At 39.7% G+C, this 18,610-nt stretch carries 12 protein-coding genes; 7 read left to right on the top strand and 5 right to left on the bottom strand.

Going from position 1 to position 18,610, the window contains the following annotated elements; translation table 11 throughout:
• Window positions 1-14: 14 nt before the first annotated feature.
• The gene (locus tag AC27JP_RS16575) at window positions 15-2,450 is read right to left on the bottom strand and encodes a zinc-dependent metalloprotease (protein WP_487117041.1); all 2,436 of its coding nucleotides are present in this window, start codon (window positions 2,448-2,450) and stop codon (window positions 15-17) included.
• 228 nt (window positions 2,451-2,678) lie between these two features.
• On the opposite strand from AC27JP_RS16575, the gene AC27JP_RS16570 reads away from it, so the two are divergent.
• Together AC27JP_RS16570 and AC27JP_RS16565 are read left to right on the top strand one after the other, a co-directional pair.
• The gene (locus AC27JP_RS16570) at window positions 2,679-3,647 is read left to right on the top strand and encodes a class 1 fructose-bisphosphatase (RefSeq protein ID WP_487117040.1); all 969 of its coding nucleotides are present in this window, start codon (window positions 2,679-2,681) and stop codon (window positions 3,645-3,647) included.
• Between the two features lie 251 nt (window positions 3,648-3,898).
• Window positions 3,899-5,437: a methyl-accepting chemotaxis protein gene (locus AC27JP_RS16565; RefSeq protein ID WP_487117039.1), complete on the top strand. Its 1,539-nt coding sequence runs from the start codon at window positions 3,899-3,901 to the stop codon at window positions 5,435-5,437.
• Window positions 5,438-5,504: 67 nt separating this feature from the next.
• Here AC27JP_RS16565 and AC27JP_RS16560 read toward each other — a convergent pair whose 3' ends face one another.
• Together AC27JP_RS16560 and AC27JP_RS16555 are read right to left on the bottom strand one after the other, a co-directional pair.
• Window positions 5,505-5,828: a hypothetical protein gene (locus AC27JP_RS16560; protein WP_487117038.1), complete on the bottom strand. Its 324-nt coding sequence runs from the start codon at window positions 5,826-5,828 to the stop codon at window positions 5,505-5,507.
• 219 nt (window positions 5,829-6,047) lie between these two features.
• Window positions 6,048-6,467, bottom strand: a complete 420-nt coding sequence (locus tag AC27JP_RS16555) for a tetratricopeptide repeat protein (protein ID WP_487117037.1) — start codon at window positions 6,465-6,467, stop codon at window positions 6,048-6,050.
• 269 nt (window positions 6,468-6,736) lie between these two features.
• Between AC27JP_RS16555 and AC27JP_RS16550 the strand changes: the two genes are divergently transcribed.
• From AC27JP_RS16550 to AC27JP_RS16540, 3 genes are all read left to right on the top strand, one after another.
• The gene (locus tag AC27JP_RS16550) at window positions 6,737-7,279 is read left to right on the top strand and encodes a GbsR/MarR family transcriptional regulator (RefSeq protein WP_487079962.1); all 543 of its coding nucleotides are present in this window, start codon (window positions 6,737-6,739) and stop codon (window positions 7,277-7,279) included.
• Window positions 7,280-7,442: 163 nt separating this feature from the next.
• Complete coding sequence (locus tag AC27JP_RS16545) at window positions 7,443-8,807, top strand: cytochrome ubiquinol oxidase subunit I (RefSeq protein WP_487117209.1); 1,365 nt, start codon at window positions 7,443-7,445, stop codon at window positions 8,805-8,807.
• Window positions 8,804-9,805, top strand: a complete 1,002-nt coding sequence (locus tag AC27JP_RS16540; RefSeq protein ID WP_487117036.1) for a cytochrome d ubiquinol oxidase subunit II — start codon at window positions 8,804-8,806, stop codon at window positions 9,803-9,805. Before AC27JP_RS16545 ends, AC27JP_RS16540 begins: the two co-directional genes overlap by 4 nt.
• A gap of 71 nt (window positions 9,806-9,876) precedes the next feature.
• On the opposite strand, the gene AC27JP_RS16535 is transcribed toward AC27JP_RS16540, so the two are convergent.
• Entirely contained in the window at window positions 9,877-11,946 is a 2,070-nt protein-coding gene (locus tag AC27JP_RS16535) for a S9 family peptidase (RefSeq protein WP_487117035.1), read from the bottom strand.
• A gap of 288 nt (window positions 11,947-12,234) precedes the next feature.
• Between AC27JP_RS16535 and AC27JP_RS16530 the strand changes: the two genes are divergently transcribed.
• On the top strand, window positions 12,235-13,158 hold the full coding sequence (locus AC27JP_RS16530) for a manganese-dependent inorganic pyrophosphatase (protein WP_487117034.1): 924 nt from the start codon (window positions 12,235-12,237) through the stop codon (window positions 13,156-13,158).
• Between the two features lie 125 nt (window positions 13,159-13,283).
• Here the strand turns inward: AC27JP_RS16530 and AC27JP_RS16525 are convergent, their stop codons facing one another.
• Window positions 13,284-15,458 carry a prolyl oligopeptidase family serine peptidase gene (locus AC27JP_RS16525; protein ID WP_487117033.1) on the bottom strand — a complete coding sequence of 725 codons (2,175 nt, stop codon included), beginning with the start codon at window positions 15,456-15,458 and terminating at the stop codon, window positions 13,284-13,286.
• A 256-nt stretch (window positions 15,459-15,714) separates the two neighbouring features.
• On the opposite strand from AC27JP_RS16525, the gene AC27JP_RS16520 reads away from it, so the two are divergent.
• Window positions 15,715-18,513 (top strand): TonB-dependent receptor, encoded by a 2,799-nt coding sequence (locus AC27JP_RS16520; RefSeq protein WP_487117032.1) that lies wholly within the window; start codon window positions 15,715-15,717, stop codon window positions 18,511-18,513.
• Window positions 18,514-18,610 lie beyond the last annotated feature (97 nt).

Here is an 18,610-nt window from a genome sequence, read left to right as displayed (position 1 = left end):
GGGAATGACTTTGCTTATAAACTGCCAATTGGTGAGCCTGGTGGCAACTTGATTTTAGACTCAGGCAATGATGATTTATCATGACTTAGGCTGTAATCAATTTGCTTAGCTAACAAGCTAAAGTGTGCACGTGATCCTTTGTATTTTCGGGTGCTACGTTTGTCACTCAACCACTGAGATAATTCGGTTAAAGCTAAATACACCTCTGCACGCACTTCTGGCACCACATCTTGCTTGTGCCATAACGCTAGTAAATGCTCAACTAACTGTTGATTCACTCGTTGCTGAACCAATAATGCTGTTGATACTTGCGGCGGTGATTGCAGTGTCGCATCAACGAGCTTAGTTAATAGCTGTCCAACCGAAGGAATATCATCATCAAGCATAGTTTGCTGTTGCAATCTCGCTAATCGCTCAGCATTAAGTAGTAACAATAAAGTGTGCTTAGCACTTGCTTCCGCGGCACTAATCGGGTCAAAGGTTAAGCCAGTATTGCTTAGAAAGCTTTCTCTATTACGACTGTAGCCATAAGCTTTTGGTGGAATTAAAGCGGTAATATTTGCCGGTACCGTCAACACTTTTGGCGATAAAGTTTCAAGTAAAGCACTTAATGCTGCTTGTTGAGCCTCTCCTGCAACCATTTTCTGCCGGTTACTAAATTGCTCACTACGCAGTTGATAACCATAATCAACACCAGCAATAAGTTTTGCCGCAGCTTCTACCTGAAAACGATGAAAGTTATAAATAGGTACTAAGGTTTGCTCAAGTTCTGACATCGGCGTACCAACGGGAATACTATTTACACCAAAATTTTCCAAGGCTAATTTTCTGACTTTTAGGACTCGATCAAGTTCTTGAGCGGCATTTTCGCCGTTATCCCATAAGTGCCCTGTGGCATGAGCGCCTGATTTAGGCCGAGCATCGGGGTCAGAAACGTATTGCAATCCTTGCTGCTGTGCCGAAGCCACCAACTCGGCAAGATATTGAGCTTCTTGATCTTTTTCAACGTCAGCATAACCATAGGCGATAACAAATTTATCCCAGTCGCCTATGTCTTTTGCATACGCATTTTCTAAGCTAATTTTATCGTTTTTAATGGTGATCAACGGGTGAGGATAATCCATCACCGACGCTCGGTCGTTAACACTGGCAGCAAAGTTATGGGCAATGCCTAAAGTGTGGCCAACTTCGTGTGCCGATAACTGACGAATACGCGCTAACGCCATTTCTTTCATCGCCGTCGTATCAGTGTCAGCGGTTTTAAATGGTGAGGTTAGGCCAAGGGCAATAAGGTAATCTTGACGTACACGTAGCGATCCTAAAGTAACATGGCCTTTGATAATTTCTCCTGTGCGCGGGTCAATTACCGAAGAACCATAAGACCAGCCACGTGTGGCACGATGTACCCACTGAATCACGTTATAACGCACATCCATAGGATCAGCATCACTCGGTAGCATTTTTACTTGAAAGGCATTTTTATAACCTATAGCTTCAAAAGCTTGATCCCACCAACGCGCACCATCAAGTAAAGCACTTTTAACCGGCTCTGGCACGCCAGCATCTAAGTAATAAACAATAGGCTCTACCGCTTCACTGACTTTAGCTTGTGGATTTTTCTTATTCAAACGATGACGAGGAATATCACGTTTGACCAATGGTTCATCAATTGCGCTGGCATAGTCAGCATAAGAGTTTTCCCAGAAACCACTGTAAGGATGAAATTGACGAGTTTGGTAGCCATCATCTGGTAATTTTATTAATGAATGATGTAAATTCACGGTAACGGCAGAAGCATCAGGAGTAACCGAACGCAAATGAGCGCCCGCTTTTGAGCCTTTATAGGTAACCGTTGCTTCTAATTCAGTATTATTCGGAAACGCTTTAGTACGTTTTGCATAAATGCCGCTACGCGATGTATCAATATTATAATTGCCCTGCTTTCTTCGCTTTAATTGCTCAGACAAGTTATGAATATCTGACAGTAAAAATGGCGTGTAATCAATAAGGATTTTACTGTTATCAGCTGAACTTTTACTGACTTTAAAGCCCCAAATAATAGAACTAGCAAACGCTTCGTCAATGGCTTGTTTCTCAAGAGCATTGTCAGTATCAGCACGATAATAAGTATTAAGCTGACGTAAAAATACTTTATCACCTACTTTTTCAAAGCGTACTAAGCGTGTATCACCTAGTTGACCTCGGTCTAAACCAATATCATTCGAGCCCACGCCATGGGGTAAACCACTTTGAAATAAAAATTCTTGCTGAAATTTATCTATTTCTAAAAATACTTTTCCTGTTTCATCATCAAGATAAAAAGAGAAATACCCTTTATTGAACTGTTTACCCTCTATAAATTCATCGTAACTCGCTTTGTCTTTTGCCCATGTTTGTGCAGATAGCACACCACAAACAAATAAAACCATTACCTTAATGAAAAACCTCATTTCATGTCCTTGTTGTCAGTAAAATTAAAATAATTAGAAGTACTGAAAATACTCTTATTCTTGTTATAATTGCGGTAAAAGTAATCTTGAAAGTTTTCAAGATTACTTAATACGATAATTAAAGCAACTTTTGATGTCTTGATAATACATCATAACATCGAAAATTAAATACAATATACAATTTACTCTTATAATAAGAGTTCGACTCTAAAGTGATTAGGTAACCCGATGCAACGACTAGCTCCAGCTTTACGTGAAGATAATGTACCGTTAGATTTAATTTCATTAATAAAAACTATTTTAGCTGCCACCAAAGAAATTTCATTTCGTGTCAGCCAAGCGCACTTGGGCGGCTTAATGGGCTCTACTTTGGATGAAAACATTCAAGGTGAAGTGCAGAAGAAACTTGATGTCGTTGCCAATGAATTATTTAAAGATATTTTATTGGAGTCAGGCTTTGTCAAAGCCATTTCATCTGAAGAAGAAGATACTTCAGTTGCTGGTGATAAAAATGGTAAATTTATTGTTTCATTTGACCCACTTGATGGTAGCTCAAATATTGATATCAACTCGTTAATCGGCACGATTTTCTCAATTCATGAAGCGCCAGCCGATATGGAAGCTAGCGACCCTGATATGTTCAAGCAATCAGGTAATCGCCAAGTGTGTGCGGGTTATGTACTTTATGGACCATCAACTATGTTAGTGATGACAACCGGCAGCGGCACACACTTTTACGTGTTAGACCGTACTCATGGCGGCTACTTATTAGTTGAACGTAACGTACAAGTACCACAAGATACCCAAGAGTTTGCTATTAACATGTCAAACCAACGCTTTTGGCAAGCACCAATGCAAAACTACATTAGTGATTTACTCGCCGGTGACACTGGCCCACGTGGCAAAAACTTCAACATGCGTTGGATTGCCGCTATGGTTGGCGATATTCATCGCGTATTAACCCGTGGTGGCTTATTTACTTATCCAGCAGATAATAAAAACCCTGAGAAGCCATACAAACTTCGCTTAATGTATGAAGCCAACCCAATGAGTTTTTTAATTGAACAAGCCGGTGGCTTAGCGATGACAAGTGAAGGTCGTATCATGGATATTGAACCAACTGACATTCATCAACGTGTTGAAGTGATCATGGGTTCAAAAAATGAAGTAGAAGCTTGTTTAGGTTATTACAAATAACGTACTAGCCAATCCCCTGCATCAACATAAAAGCATCTGAAAAACCATCAGGTGCTTTTTATTTGCTCACCCCCATATTCGACACCAAAAAAGTTAGATATAATACACACAATTAATCAGACAAAAAATCAATTAATTAGCTACAGTAAAGTTAAAACAAACACAGAACACACAATAAAAATGTGGGTTAAAACACATATAATGATAAGATAAATGTTCTATCAAAATCTTTTATCAAGGAAGATGAAACTATGAGCTATATCTCCACCGTTGAGCGCACATTCACTCCACAAGAACAACTCGTATCAACCACAGATTTAAACGGAGTAATCACCTACGCTAATCCAGAGTTTTGTAAAATTTCCGGCTATAGTTTAGAGGAGCTCATTGGCCAACATCACAATATTGTTCGACACCCTGACATGCCGAAAGCAGCTTTTAAAGATCTATGGGAAAAGTTAAAACAGGGTGATTCATGGCGAGGTATGGTGAAAAATCGCTGTAAAAATGGTGACTATTATTGGGTCGATGCTTATGTCACACCACTATTTGAAAATGGTCAAGTGACGGGCTATCAATCCGTACGTGCCTTCCCCAGTGACAAGCAAAAGACGCAAGCACAAGACCTCTACGATAAACTAAACAATAATAAGCCAATTGTTGATTTTCATGCCAATATCCGTTTAAAGCGCATAAGCGCATTAATTTTTATAATAGCCGCTATAACACTTGATTTAGCACTTGTTGGCACAGCCATATCTAGTTTCATTTTACTTGGCTGCCTAGCGTTATTAACGATAGTTTTTGCCGAAGAGTTGATTTCACTCCCCAACCAATTAACCACAACCAAAAAACAATTTGATAGCCCCTCTCGCCTTATTTACTTAGGCAAAGGCATTCTCAGTATTATTAATTACCCCACTGAACTCTATAAAGCACGAATAAAAACAGTTTTAGGAAGATGTAACGATTCAGGTGGAAGATTAGCAAAACTCGCAGACGAACTAGCGCAAACCTCACACGAAATGCGCAATAGTATCCAAGAAGAAAATGAGCATATTAGCCAATTTGCTACTGCTATTACCCAAATGAGTGCAACCATAGGTGAAGTTAGTCAAAGTACCACCTTAGCTCACGATAAAGTTGCAGAAGTACAAGCCGACTGCCTACAAAACATAGTCACGATTGATGCCAGTGAAGGCAAAATTGCGCAACTCGCTAGCGATGTTGAAAATGCCGCAAATAATGCCACTGAGCTAGTCGCCGACGTCGATAAAATATCTACCGTGATGAGTGAAATTCAAGGAATCGCCGATCAAACTAACCTACTGGCACTAAATGCCGCGATTGAAGCAGCAAGAGCTGGCGAGCAAGGTAGAGGTTTTGCAGTAGTTGCTGATGAAGTTAGAACGCTAGCAAGCCGCACACAAAGTGCCACGGAGCAAATTCAACTCTCTGTTACGGAATTACAAAAAACATTAACCACTTGGAACCAAGTCATGTTGACGAATAAGAACAGTGCAGATGAATGTTCCACTGAATCAAAAAATATCAAGCAAGCCATGCAAAACATTATCGATAATATTCAAAATGTTAATGATATGACGGCACAAATTGCCACTGCGTCTGAACAGCAAAGTGTTGTTGCTGAGCAAATTACTCAAGGTATTCACAATATTGACAACATATCTCAACGAAATACCCAGCTAGCGGGTGAAGTATCAGATAAAAGCATAGAAGTTAATAGCAATGCCGAAGCAATAGAAGAGCTAAGCACTAACTTTAGTTAAGCATATTAACCAAAAAATTTAAGCTTCGGTGATGGCGCTAGATGATTAGCGCCATCGCTGTATCTGCTTAACGAAACTTTCCTGCTTTATTTTTCATATTGACAACTTGGCGAGCAATAGCTAGCAACTCAGGTGATATATCATCAGCACCATTTTTAATTAATTTGCTAACATCACCCGATGAAAATAACGAACCGCGCTCAGACTTCACCCCTAATGATCTAACAAAATCTTTGGTTTGGCCTGTGCTCGCAGTATCAATATATTTCAAGATAACTTGTTCATTAAAGCTTTGCGGCTCTTGTTTCAATGTTGAAATTTGCTCAGATAAAGCAACAATTTCAGACTCTAGCATTTCAATTAATTCAGCAATATTGTTATAGGGTTTCATTACGATACTTAATTCTTCTAGGGTTATTTAACGATTTATTTACTATACGGATGATAAAGCACGCCCGCGTATGTGCCACATTTACGTTGTGATTGTACCGTGAATAAAAATGATTAAATAGCTTTCAATACACGGGAACTTATTGCTAGCAATAGTGCGGCATAATAGCCACATACTCTGCGCTTGGAATATTATTTTTAAGGCACTAAAGCAATTAACTTACGAGTTTTTTAACTCTACTAGCAAGTCATGAATTTCTGCTTTTAGTTGTTTATCGACAATTTTATTACAACTACTTTTTGCTTGTTCTAAAGCTTCGATTGCGCCAATTTTGTCGTTTAGCTCAACCTTTAATGCCGCAATTGAATAACCAATTGATGAACGAAAATCTTTATTATTAATTGCTTCAGCCTTAGTTAACGCTTGCTGATATATTGTCACGGCCAAGGCTAAATCATCGGTAAAGTCAGCCAGAGTTTCCCACTGCACAGGGTGATCTTTATCTGTGTTTTCATGCTCTTCGCATAGCTGTTTTAATTCCAAATAATAACCATCGAACCTTGATTGATTCTTTTGTTGAACAGCGGCCATTAAGCTATCAGTGAGCGAAAGTACGCGCTTATATATTTTGGTATTCATGCTGTGCCTTATCAAATGTGGTTAATTACGTTTCAAACTGGGATTATAAAGCTTTTACAGCAACTAAACATGAATTAACTAACTAAGCCGGCAATTCATTTCACACCGCTAAAATCCTATCTCGATCTATCTCCCCCCCTCACTCCAGAAATAACGCCTTGTGATAAAAATCACAAAAAACATCGTTTTTGGGCTTCAAATGCTTGACTTAGATCAAAAAAGGCCTACAATTTTCACAAATTACTGAAAATTCAGAAAGGACAGTAAGTATGAAAATAACACCTATGACGCAATCACTGGTTTTGCATTTTGGTGAAATGGGCTCTCGTTGGGGATTAAACCGTACGCTAGGCCAAATGTATGCCGTTATCGTGCTAACTGAAGCACCATTAAATGCTGACCAAATTAGCGAAGCGCTACAAATTTCTCGCTCAAACGTCAGCATGGGCTTAAAAGAATTAAAATCGTGGAACCTGATCAAACTACATCATATTCCAGGTGACAGAAAAGAGTATTTCTCTGCACCAAGCGATATTTGGGAAATAGCACGCACCTTAGTGGTTGAGCGCAGAAAACGTGAACTTGATCCAACTCTTTCAACCTTGCGCGATGCTTTAATGGAACAACCCAGCAATGAGTCAGACGAATATGCACAAATGCGGGTTCAGCAAATGCATGACCTCATGGAAATGGTGACCTTGTGGACAACCGAAATGCAAAGCATGTCATCTGAAAAGCTGTCTGCGCTGCTGAAATTAGGTGAAGGCATTAGCAAGATATTAGATGTAAAAGATAAATTATTATTACGCTAGTGACTTAGGCCGCTAGCTAACTTTTAAAGCCGATAGTAACAACCGAGAAAAAACCTAGAACATAATTTAATCAGTCAATTATACATAACTGACAAACTTACCTTAACCAAGTGGAGTACATCACGTGTTAGATGCAGCAGCTATTGCTAATGACACAAGTTTCATGCTTTCACGCATCCAATTTGCTGCCAATATTAGTTTTCATATTTTATTTCCAACCATCAATATCGCTTTATGCTGGATATTGTTATTTTTCAAAGTGCGCTACAACCAAACCCAAGACGAAAGTTGGTTGCGCGTTTATCGCTTTTGGGTGCGAATATTTGCCCTCACCTTCGCTATTGGCGTTGTAAGCGGTATCACTATGTCGTTCCAATTCGGCACCAATTGGCCAGGCTATATGGAAACCGTCGGTAATATTGCGGGTCCCTTGCTTGGCTATGAAGTACTTACCGCTTTCTTTTTAGAAGCCTCGTTTCTATCTATTATGCTGTTTGGTATGGACCGCGTTTCAAACCGCGTACATACCCTAGCGACAGTGTTGGTTTCATTCGGCACTACGCTTTCAGCCTTTTGGATTTTATCGCTCGACTCTTGGATGCAAACGCCAGCAGGTTTTGAAATGATTGATGGCGTCGCTCATGTAACTAGCTGGTTAGAGGTTATTTTTAATCCATCAATGCCATATCGGTTAATGCATATGCTATTAGCTTCAGGGTTAACCTCTGCATTTTTAATTGCTGGTATTTCAGCTTATCGGTTACTTAAAGGCGATAACAAAAAGTCGGTCAAACAAGCGTTAAACTTTGCCGTTGTTTTAGCTGCTTTACTTATTCCTCTACAAATATTCGTTGGCGATTTACATGGCTTAAATACCTTTAAGCATCAACCCGCGAAAGTAGCCGCAATGGAAGGTGTCTGGGAAACAGATTCTGGTGTACCTTTATTGCTATTCGCTTTACCTGATGAAGAAAAGCGAGAAAACAGCTTTGAAGTAAAAGTACCGAATGTCGCTAGCTTAATTTTAACGCATGATGCCGATGGTGAAATACAAGGGCTAAATGACTTTATTGGTGAACACCCACCAGTAGCGCCGGTATTTTTTTGCTTCCGTATCATGATAGGTATTGGCGTATTAATGCTATTGTTTTCATGGTTTGCCAGTTATCAATTTGTTGTCAAAAAACAATATCCAACCTGGTTATTAAAAACAGGTATAGCCATGACATTTTCAGGCTGGCTCGCAACCTTAGCAGGTTGGTATGTTACCGAAATTGGCCGTCAACCCTATTTAGTTAGCGGTATTCTGCGCACCAAAGATGCCGTCACTACGACGCCACCTGAAGAGATTGCTTTATCGCTAACTTTATATGCTGTTATCTATAGTTTTTTACTGATTGCCTACATCCGCACCTTATTTGTTATGGCTAACCGCGCCGTTGCCCTTGAGCAAGCAACACCGACAGTAAATACCGAAAATCCTGACAATAACCTCATTACTAAAGAACAATTAGGAGCTAAATTATGAATATAACCTCGCCTGATTGGCTACCCGTTGTTTTCATCGGCCTGATGGGGCTGTCATTTTTAATCTATGCAATTTTAGACGGCTACGATCTCGGTGTTGGCGTACTTCTGCCTTTAGACAACCAACAACATCGCGATAGCATGATTTACTCCATTGGCCCATTTTGGGATGCTAACGAAACTTGGTTGGTAATGGCAATCGGCTTATTATTAATTGCTTTTCCAAAAGCACATTCCATTATTTTTCAAGCGTTGTACTTACCAACAGCGGTCATGTTAGCGGGATTAATATTGCGTGGTGTATCTTTTGATTTTCGCACCAAAGCGCCAAGTACTGATAAACAAAAATGGGACTACGCTTTTAAATTTGGCTCACTGCTAGCAACGCTTGCACAAGGCTACATGTTAGGACGCTATATCACCTCTTTTGAAGACTCATGGTTAAGTATTGGCTTTTCTAGCCTTTCCGCTATTTGTGTTACAGCAGGCTACAGCTTTATTGGTGCTACTTGGTTGGTGATGAAAGCAGAAGGAGACTTGCAAAAACGAGCAGCAAAATGGGCACAAAAAACTAATATTTTAATGGCCGTTGGTATTGTCGCGATATGTTTAGCTAACTTACTTATTGACCAACAAATAATGGATAAATGGCTAGGTGGTATTCAAGTACTGATTGTTATTCCAATAACACTTTTATTGGGCTTTATTTTTGTCACTGTACATCTTTATTTGAATAAAGTGCCAATGGAGAATGATATCGGTTGCTGGTTCCCATTTTTAGCGGCAATTATTCTATTTATTATGTGTTTTTGCGGTTTAGCGTATAGCTTTTACCCATACATAGTGCCATTTAAAATGACTATTTTTGATGCTGCCAGTGCTCGAGAATCGTTATGGTTTATTTTTGTCGGTGCAGTAATTGTTTTACCTATGATCATCGGTTACACAATATTTTCTTATAAAGTATTCTGGGGCAAAACTACTAAGTTAAATTATTAGTCAATTTCACACGTATAAAAAAGCCCAAGTTTCTTTCTAACTTGGGCTTTTTCATCTAAGAAAAACTATGTTTATTTACTTTCGTCTTCTTCTTTGGTTTTTGCTTTTTTCGCTTTTAACTTTGCTTTATGGTCTAGCTTATAGTCAGGCATTTCTTTATTGCCTTCCATTAGGTAGTTATCCATCCAACGCATTAAACGTAAGCTGTAATCATATTGTGCAGCTGCTTTACGGTTACCGTGACCTTCACCAGGGTAATAAACTAAACGTACATCTTTACCTTGTACTTTCATGTAACGGTACATTTCCATTGATTGAGCTGGGTGTACACGTGGGTCATCTTTACCGTGCATAATTAACAAAGGCGTTTTTGACTGATGTGCCCAATAAATTGGGCTACGCTCTAGGTAATACTGCCATTTGTCCCACGGGTAAGAACGTGCATGTACTAAATGCATTTCATTTGAAATATCGGTAGTACCAAACTTAGATAATTGGTTTGAAATACCAACAAACATTACGCTAGCCGCAAAATGTTCCGTCAATTTAGTTGCTGCCCATGCTGAAGCATAACCGCCATATGAACCACCAGTAATACCAACACGCTTAGTATCAACTAAGCCCATTTCAACAAGGTAGTTTTTCATATCAACTAAGTCGTTAAACTCTGCGCCAGCATAATCATTTTGACCCAGCTTAGAGTACTCAACACCTTTACCTGTTGAACCACGGTAGTTAGGGTAAAATACAGCATAACCACGAGCAGCACCCATTTGACCAGGCTTAGAGTACGCTGTTACCCAGCCATTTTTCTCATGGCTTTCTGGACCGCCATGCACTTGCATGATTAATGGGTAACGTTGACCTTCTTTGTAATCTAATGGATAAACTAAAATACCACCCACTTCCACGCCATCACGCGCTTTCATGGTGATAGACTCTTGCTTAGCAAAGCGTTTATCGTTTAACCACGGGTTAGAGTCCGTTACTTTTGTCAACTTTTTACCACGAACAATGTAACTTTCATTCGGGTGCTTAGCGGTATGACCTTTTACTGATAAAGTTTTATCAGAGTTAGACACTGACAACGAAGACGCAATAATCTTCCCAGCTTTTACCTGAGTTTTATAGCTATTACTGTTTGGCTTAATATTAGCAACAATGCTTTCAGTGCCAACATTAGCAATGAAGTTTAGTTTATTGCTTTTATGTGACCATTCAATATCCGTTACGTGACCCGCAAACTTAGGTAACCAATCTTTGATTTCACCAGTTTTCACATCGGCTAAATATAAACGACCTGTTGCAGGGTCGTGCTTATCTTCTGCGCCAATCACGGCAATATGTTTACCGTTATGAGAAAACTCTGCCGTACCTAACTTACCTTCGGTAGCAATTGACATCGTCACTTTTTGGTCGGCTAAATTCATTACATGCCATTGGGCTTTCGTGTATGAATCGTCGATTAATGCCGTCGGTTGGGTTTTAACTAATAATTGTTCATTGTCTGCTGACCAATTCATATCACTTACATAACCAGCAATATCAACAGCATCTAGCTTAACGGCCTTATCTTGTGCGGCTAAATCAGTAACAAATAGCTGTTTATTCTTTAAGTCCATTTCATAAACTTCAGCTTTAAAGCCAAGTTCTTTCAGTTTTTTCTCTGACTTATCTTTCGCAGGCATTGCTAAAATGGCCACTTGCTTACCGTCAGGGCTAATGTCATAACGGCTAATCGAGGTATCTTTTAAGCCCATGACTTTTTGGCGTTCACCACCATCAACCGGAATGCGGTATAGCTGGGTAAATTTATCACCTTTAAATTTCGCAAGAAAATAAACAAACTTGCCATCAGCTGACCATTCTAAGCCGCCAACATTCACTTTGCCGGTAATAAATGGACGAGCATTGCCTTTAGTATCCGTAATATAAAGACCGCTATAACTGCTACCATTTTTATCGACATATAATTCACGTGGTAGCGTGCGAGTAAAAGCAACATAATCACCGCTTGGGCTGATCACACTGCTGCGTACTGATTTTATTTTTGGGATATCTTCGATAGTGATCACGTCACTCGCCAGTGCGCTAACACTAGCCAATGACACCAATGCCACTAATGATTTTAATTTCGACATAAGTTCCTCATTTGAAAAAGCTGTCCATATGCATACGCTATTTTGAACAAAAATTATAATTATTGCCGGGCAATAGTAGCCTAATATTTTCGAACAACAAAGGATTAGCCGCCGAACTCTTAAGACAAATCAAAATCATGAATTAATTCATACCAAAGTTGTATAAAAAGACTGCAAATAGTGACTAGGCGAATAGTGCGATACTTTGATAGAATACGCGCCATATTATTGATACCCCGAATAACGCCAATTTGTTAATCGGTACATGGCACTTGGAGATAACGATTTATGCCAGCTTATGCAGTAGGACACAAAACACCTGATTCAGACTCAATCTGTTCAGCCATTGCCCTTTCTTATCTAAAAAACACTATTGGTGAAGATGTAAAGCCAGCTCGTCTAGGTGAGCTTTCACCTGAAACCTTGTTCATTTTAGACAAGTTTGGCTTTGAACAGCCTGAGCTTAAAATGACTTTTGCCGATACAGACGGTATTTATGTTGTTGACCATTCTGACCGTATTCAAGGTCCAGATGACATTGATGACTCAACCGTATTAGGCATTATTGATCATCACAAATTAGGTGATATTACCACGTCTACGCCATTAGAAATTTGGGTGCGCCCGGTAGGTTGTACTAATACCATTATCAAAATGATGTATGACTTCCACGGTGTTGAAATTCCAAAGAGCATTGCTGGTGCTATGATGTGTGCGATTTTATCTGACACAGTAATTTTTAAGTCGCCAACTTGTACCACAGCTGACATTAAATGTGTTGAAGCCCTTGCTGAAATAGCAGGCATTGAAGACTACAAAGCACTAGGCATGGAAATGTTTACGGTAAAATCTTCAGTTGAAGGTACGCCAGTGCGTGATTTAGTACTACGTGACTTTAAAGACTTCAACATGAACAATAACATTGTTGGTATTGGTCAATTAGAAGTTATCGACCTTGCATTATTTGACGAAATGAAAGCGGAATTACAAGCTGACTTACAAGCGGTTAAAGAAGAAGGTAACCGTCATACCGTCATGTTGTTATTAACTGACATTATGAAAGAAGGCTCAGAACTATTAGTGGTAAGTGACGACATTAGCATTGTCGAAAAAGCTTACAACACAACACTTGTTGACGGCAAAGTATGGATTGACGGCATCATGAGCCGTAAGAAGCAAGTAGTACCACCATTGCAAGACACTTTCGCTTAAACAGTTAATTTTAAAAGAGTTAAGTTTAACGCAGCTTATACTTAACCAAGTTATAAAGCATAAAAAAGCCCAGCAATTGCTGGGCTTTTTGTTAGCTGCCGTATAACGACAGCCTAATTTTGCGATTAAATATCTTTCACGCCCATATTAAATAACGTGAAACCATAAATATCAGCATACTGGTCGATCGTTTTGCTAATTGGCGTACCCGCACCGTGACCTGCATCAGTTTCAATACGAATCAAAGTTGGGTTAGTACCAGTTTGTTTCGCTTGTAGTTCAGCGGCAAATTTAAATGAATGGGCAGGAACCACGCGATCATCATGATCGCCCGTTGTCACCATAGTTGCAGGGTAATGAGTGCCCGCTTTTACGTTATGTACAGGTGAATAACCTAATAAGTACTTAAACATTTCAGCATTATCATCTGACTTACCGTAGTCATACGCCCAGCCAGCGCCAGAGGTAAAGGTGTGGTAACGCAACATATCCAATACGCCAACTGCCGGTAATGCAACTTTAAATAGCTCAGGGCGTTGCGTCATTACCGCACCAACCAATAAACCACCGTTAGAGCCACCCATAACTGCTAATTTATCTGACGATGTTACTTTTTCATCGATTAAGTATTCCGCGGCAGCAATAAAGTCGTCAAAAACATTTTGCTTCTTCATTTGCGTACCGGCGTTATGCCACTTCTTACCGTATTCACCGCCGCCACGTAAATTAGCAACCGCATATACGCCGCCTAATTCTAACCATGCAGCACGTGTTGAACTAAAGCGAGGCTGTAAGCTAATGTTAAAACCGCCGTATCCATAAAGAATAGTTGGGTTACTGCCGTCAAGTTTTAAGCCTTTTTTATGAGTGATGATCATTGGCACTTTGGTGCCATCTTTTGAGGTATAAAATACCTGCTTAGATTCAAAGTTATCACTGTTAAACTTAACTTTAGACTTCATATGTACTGACGACTCGCCACTAGCAAGGTCTAAGCTAAAAATTGTTGAAGGTGTTTTTTGGTTACTAAACGAGTAATAAAGTTTAGTTTGTGATTCTTTACCACTAAACCCGCCAGCCGTACCCACTTCAGGTAAGGCGATATCGCGAATTTTTTTACCATTTAAGTCATATTGCTGAATTAACGATGTCGCATCTTTCATATATTTAGCAAACAAGTATTTGCCGCCTGTTGAAACTGATAAAACATTTTCAGTTTCAGCAATAACGTCTTGCCAGTTTTCAGGGCTTGGGTTATTCGCATTGGCTTTTACAACACGCTTATTTGGCGCAGCCATGTTAGTTACAAATAATAAGTCATCGCCATTGCTGCTTACCATGTAAGTATCAGAGTCGGTGTTATCAACCACAGCTACTAACGGGGCATTATCTTTAGTTAAGTCTTTAATAAATAATTTATTACCTGAGGTAGAAACTGCCGCCGAAACTAGTAAATACTTACCGTCTTTCGTTACTTCACCACTGACATAACGGTGCTTCTCAGCGTCTGTGCCACCAAATACTAAAGTATCTTCAGCTTGCGCTGTACCTAGCTTATGGTAATAAAGTTTATGTTGATCTGTTTTTGCAGAAAGTTCGCTACCTTTAGGTTTATCGTAGCTTGAGTAATAGAAACCTTCGTTACCTACCCATGATAGACCACTGAATTTAATATCAACCAATTCAGTTTCAATCACTTCTTTAGTTTTAGTATCAATTACACGCGCTTTACGCCAATCACTGCCACCTTCTGAAATTAGGTAAACTGCATGCGAGCCATCTTCAGTAAATTCAATGCTAGACAAAGAAACTGTACCGTCTTCGCTAAACGCATTTGGGTCTAAAAATACTTCAGCCGCCTCATCACCTTTTTGACGATATAAAACATACTGGTTTTGTAAGCCGTCATTCTTATAAAAGTAGCTATAGTCACCTTCAATAAAGGGCATACCGACTTTTTCATAATCTAATAAATCAGCAAGGCGCGATTTTATTTTATCGCGGTAAGGAATTTGCTCTAAATAACCATAAGTGGTTTTGTTTTGCGCTTTAACCCACTCAGCGGTTTCAGCACTCATGTCGTCTTCTAACCAACGGTATGAGTCAGTTACTTTTGTACCAAAGTAATCATCAACAACATCGACTTTTTTTGTCATTGGATAAGTAACAGCAGCTACTTGTTCTGGTGTGCTAACTGCTTTCGCCGTTGAAGCTGTTGGCGTAGTGTCTTGGCCGCAGCCAGAAAGGCCAAATATCGCCAGTAATACCGCCGAGCTTAAAGTGATTTTTTTAGAATTCATAATTTACCATATAGGAAGGTTGTTGTTATTTTGCCAACAATAATATGGCAGTCTCGGTGACATGTCTATACAAGAGCAAACGACTTACATAATTGGCATTTTCAATATCTCCTCAATCTTAAAAATAACAAAATAGCGTAAAAATACTGAAATAATTCTGTCATGTAACTGCTGTAGCTTCTAAAGCCAATAATTCCTGGTTCAAAGTTAAGTACATTTTCGTACAAACACCCAATAAAAACAATGAGTATGTCACATGATTAAAACGAATTCCTGGCACGTTTTTCAACGCTCTGCACTTGCTGTAGCTTGCAGTGCTGCACTTTTTAGCTCAAGCATTATGGCGAACGATACCGGCTTCGGCGGCCGTATCACTGACGCTTCAAATACCGTTTATTTTGAAGGGGCAAAAGTTCGTATTAAGGAACTTAATATGACGGTTATCTCTGCACGAGATGGTTCATTTCGTTTTTCTCAGCTGCCCGCAGGAGATTACACGTTAGAGATATCTTATATAGGGGTTCCAACCGTTGAAAAGAAAATATCTGTAAGTGATACCGCTAATAGCCAGCAAAAATTCATTATTGGTAATACCCAAGAAGCTATGGACAACATTATTGTTTACGGGCAACGTGCTGGGCAAGCAGGCGCTATTAATCGCCAAAAAAATGCTGATAATTTAATGTCGATTGTCAGTGCCGATACCATTGGACAGTCCCCTGACCAAAACGCTGCTGAAGCTTTGCAACGCTTACCGGGCTTGTCGATTCAACGCGATCAAGGTGAAGGCCGCTTCGTCGCCATTCGCGGCATTGACCCAAATCTAAACAACGTAACAATTAATGGTGTTAACGTGCCATCACCTGAGTCTGGTGTGCGCAGTGTAGCATTAGATGTCATTCCATCGGAGTTAATACAAAGTTTAGAGGTGAGTAAAACCGTGACACCCGACATGGATGCTAACGCTGTTGGTGGCTCAATAGAAGTTAAGAGCTTAAGTGCTTTTGACCGCCAAGGTAGAAGTTACAGTGCCACTATTCAGGGCTCATACAATGAGCTAATGGAAGATACCAGCCCGAAACTGTCTGGCAGTTATACTGATATTTTTAACTTGTCCTCTAGTGCACAACTTGGGGTTGCCACTGCCGTATCCTGGTTCGAGCGTAAATTTGGCTCGAACAATATTGAAACTGATGGCGGTTGGGCTGATTTTGAATTTGAAGATGCCGCGACTGGTGACGACATTGAAGTATTTTCTGCAGAAGAAATTGAACAGCGCCATTATCAAATTACTCGTGAACGCTTAGGTGCAGCATTAAACTTTGATTTGCATACCTCAAGTACCGACAAGTATTACTTTAGAACCTTATACAGTAAGTTTTCCGATGACGAATATCGCCTGCGAAATCAATATAAGTTTGACAAAGGTGCCATTGATTTAACGAATTATAACGACTCTTCAGCGCAATTTGCTGACGCTGAAATGGAACGTGACACCAAAGACAGATATGAACAACAAGAGATCCTTTCCTTAGTACTCGGCGGAGGAAATCAAGTGGGTGATTGGCTGGTTGAGTACGACGTTGGTTATTCAAAATCAAGTGAAGAAGAGCCAAGTCGCTTGGATGTCACTTTTGTTGGCGAAGATTTAGCAATAGGTTACAACAGTACCGGCAGTATTTCACATCTAGTACAAAGTAGCGCTGCGCAAGATCTAAACAACTTTGCCATGGATGAAATTGCTTACGAAAACAACCTCACTGAAGATGAAGAATTGAGCTTTAAAGTCGATTTTAGTAAAGACTTTGTTTGGCAAAATAATAATGGTCAATTCAAATTTGGTTTTAAGCATCAGTCACGCGAAAAATTCAATGATGCTGATGCAACTATTTACGACGGTGGCTTTGACGATATATTTGCACAACAGTTTGCAACAGCAATACCAAATTACAATATCGGAAACTTTGGCCCTGGCATTTCGCAAAACTCACTTAAAGACTATGTATTAGCAAACCGCGCTGATTTTGATATTGACCAATTAAAGTCAACCATAGACAGCAAAGGTAGTTCGTTCGAAAGCAACGAAGATGTTAGTGCTGCCTATGCCATGGTAACGCTTGATATTGATAAGTGGCGTATTATTACCGGTGTTCGCTATGAAAGCACTCGCTTTGACACCCAAGGTAATAAAGTTGAACTTGTCGCTGATGAAGTTAACGATGACGAACAAGTGCTTATTTCCCCTTGGCAAGTTAAGAAAGATTACGACCACATACTGCCAAGCATAAATGTAAAGTATTCAGCATCTGATAAATTACTTGCTCGTTTCGCATTTACTCAAACTATAGCTCGGCCAACATTTGGTGATTCAGCGGCTTTTCAAATCATCGAAAGTGAAATAACTGAAAACGACGGTAACATTGAAACTGAGCGTAAAGCGGAAGTAGGTAACCCTGACTTAGCACCGTATGAATCAGATAACATCGACCTGTCTGTAGAGTACTATCCGGGCCATATTGGCGTGTTTTCTGCTGGACTATTCTACAAAGATATCGACAACTACATTATACAAGCCGAAGTTCAAGACAATGGCCAATGGTCAGGTTTTGAGGAAGTTGTTCAGCCTATTAACGGCGGCTCGGCATCACTGACAGGGCTTGAGCTTTCATGGACCAAGAACTTCCAGTCAGGGTTATTTGTTAGTGCAAATGGCACCTTCGTTGATACCGATGACAAGTTGCCAAATCAGGCAGATACGGTAGCTAACCTTATGTTCGGTTTTGAAAATAATAAATTCAGCGCTCGCCTTAGCAGCACTTACAAAAGCGAAAGCTTCCAATTTATTGATAACAGCAGCGATGTTTTTGAAGATACACACACCCAAATTGATTTCTCAGCTAAGTACTACATTGACGACACCATGCAGATCTATTTCAACGCCGTTAACTTAACTGACGAACCTTATTACCTCTATCACGGTAATGAAAAATACAATTATCAATACGAAGAATACGGCTCATCATTTGAATTGGGTTTTACTATCAATTCTCTTTAAAAGCCTGCTTTAGCTATGAAATAACGTCAACAAGTGCGCGGCTTCATAGCAAGCAATATCCAGCCACAAAGCGAAATAAATAACACCACTACTTCGA

It is taken from the genome of Colwellia sp. SU-HH01172 (assembly GCF_057553355.1).
Note: the sequence above shows the minus strand (reverse complement) of the source record. Positions and strands in the feature narration are given on the sequence as shown.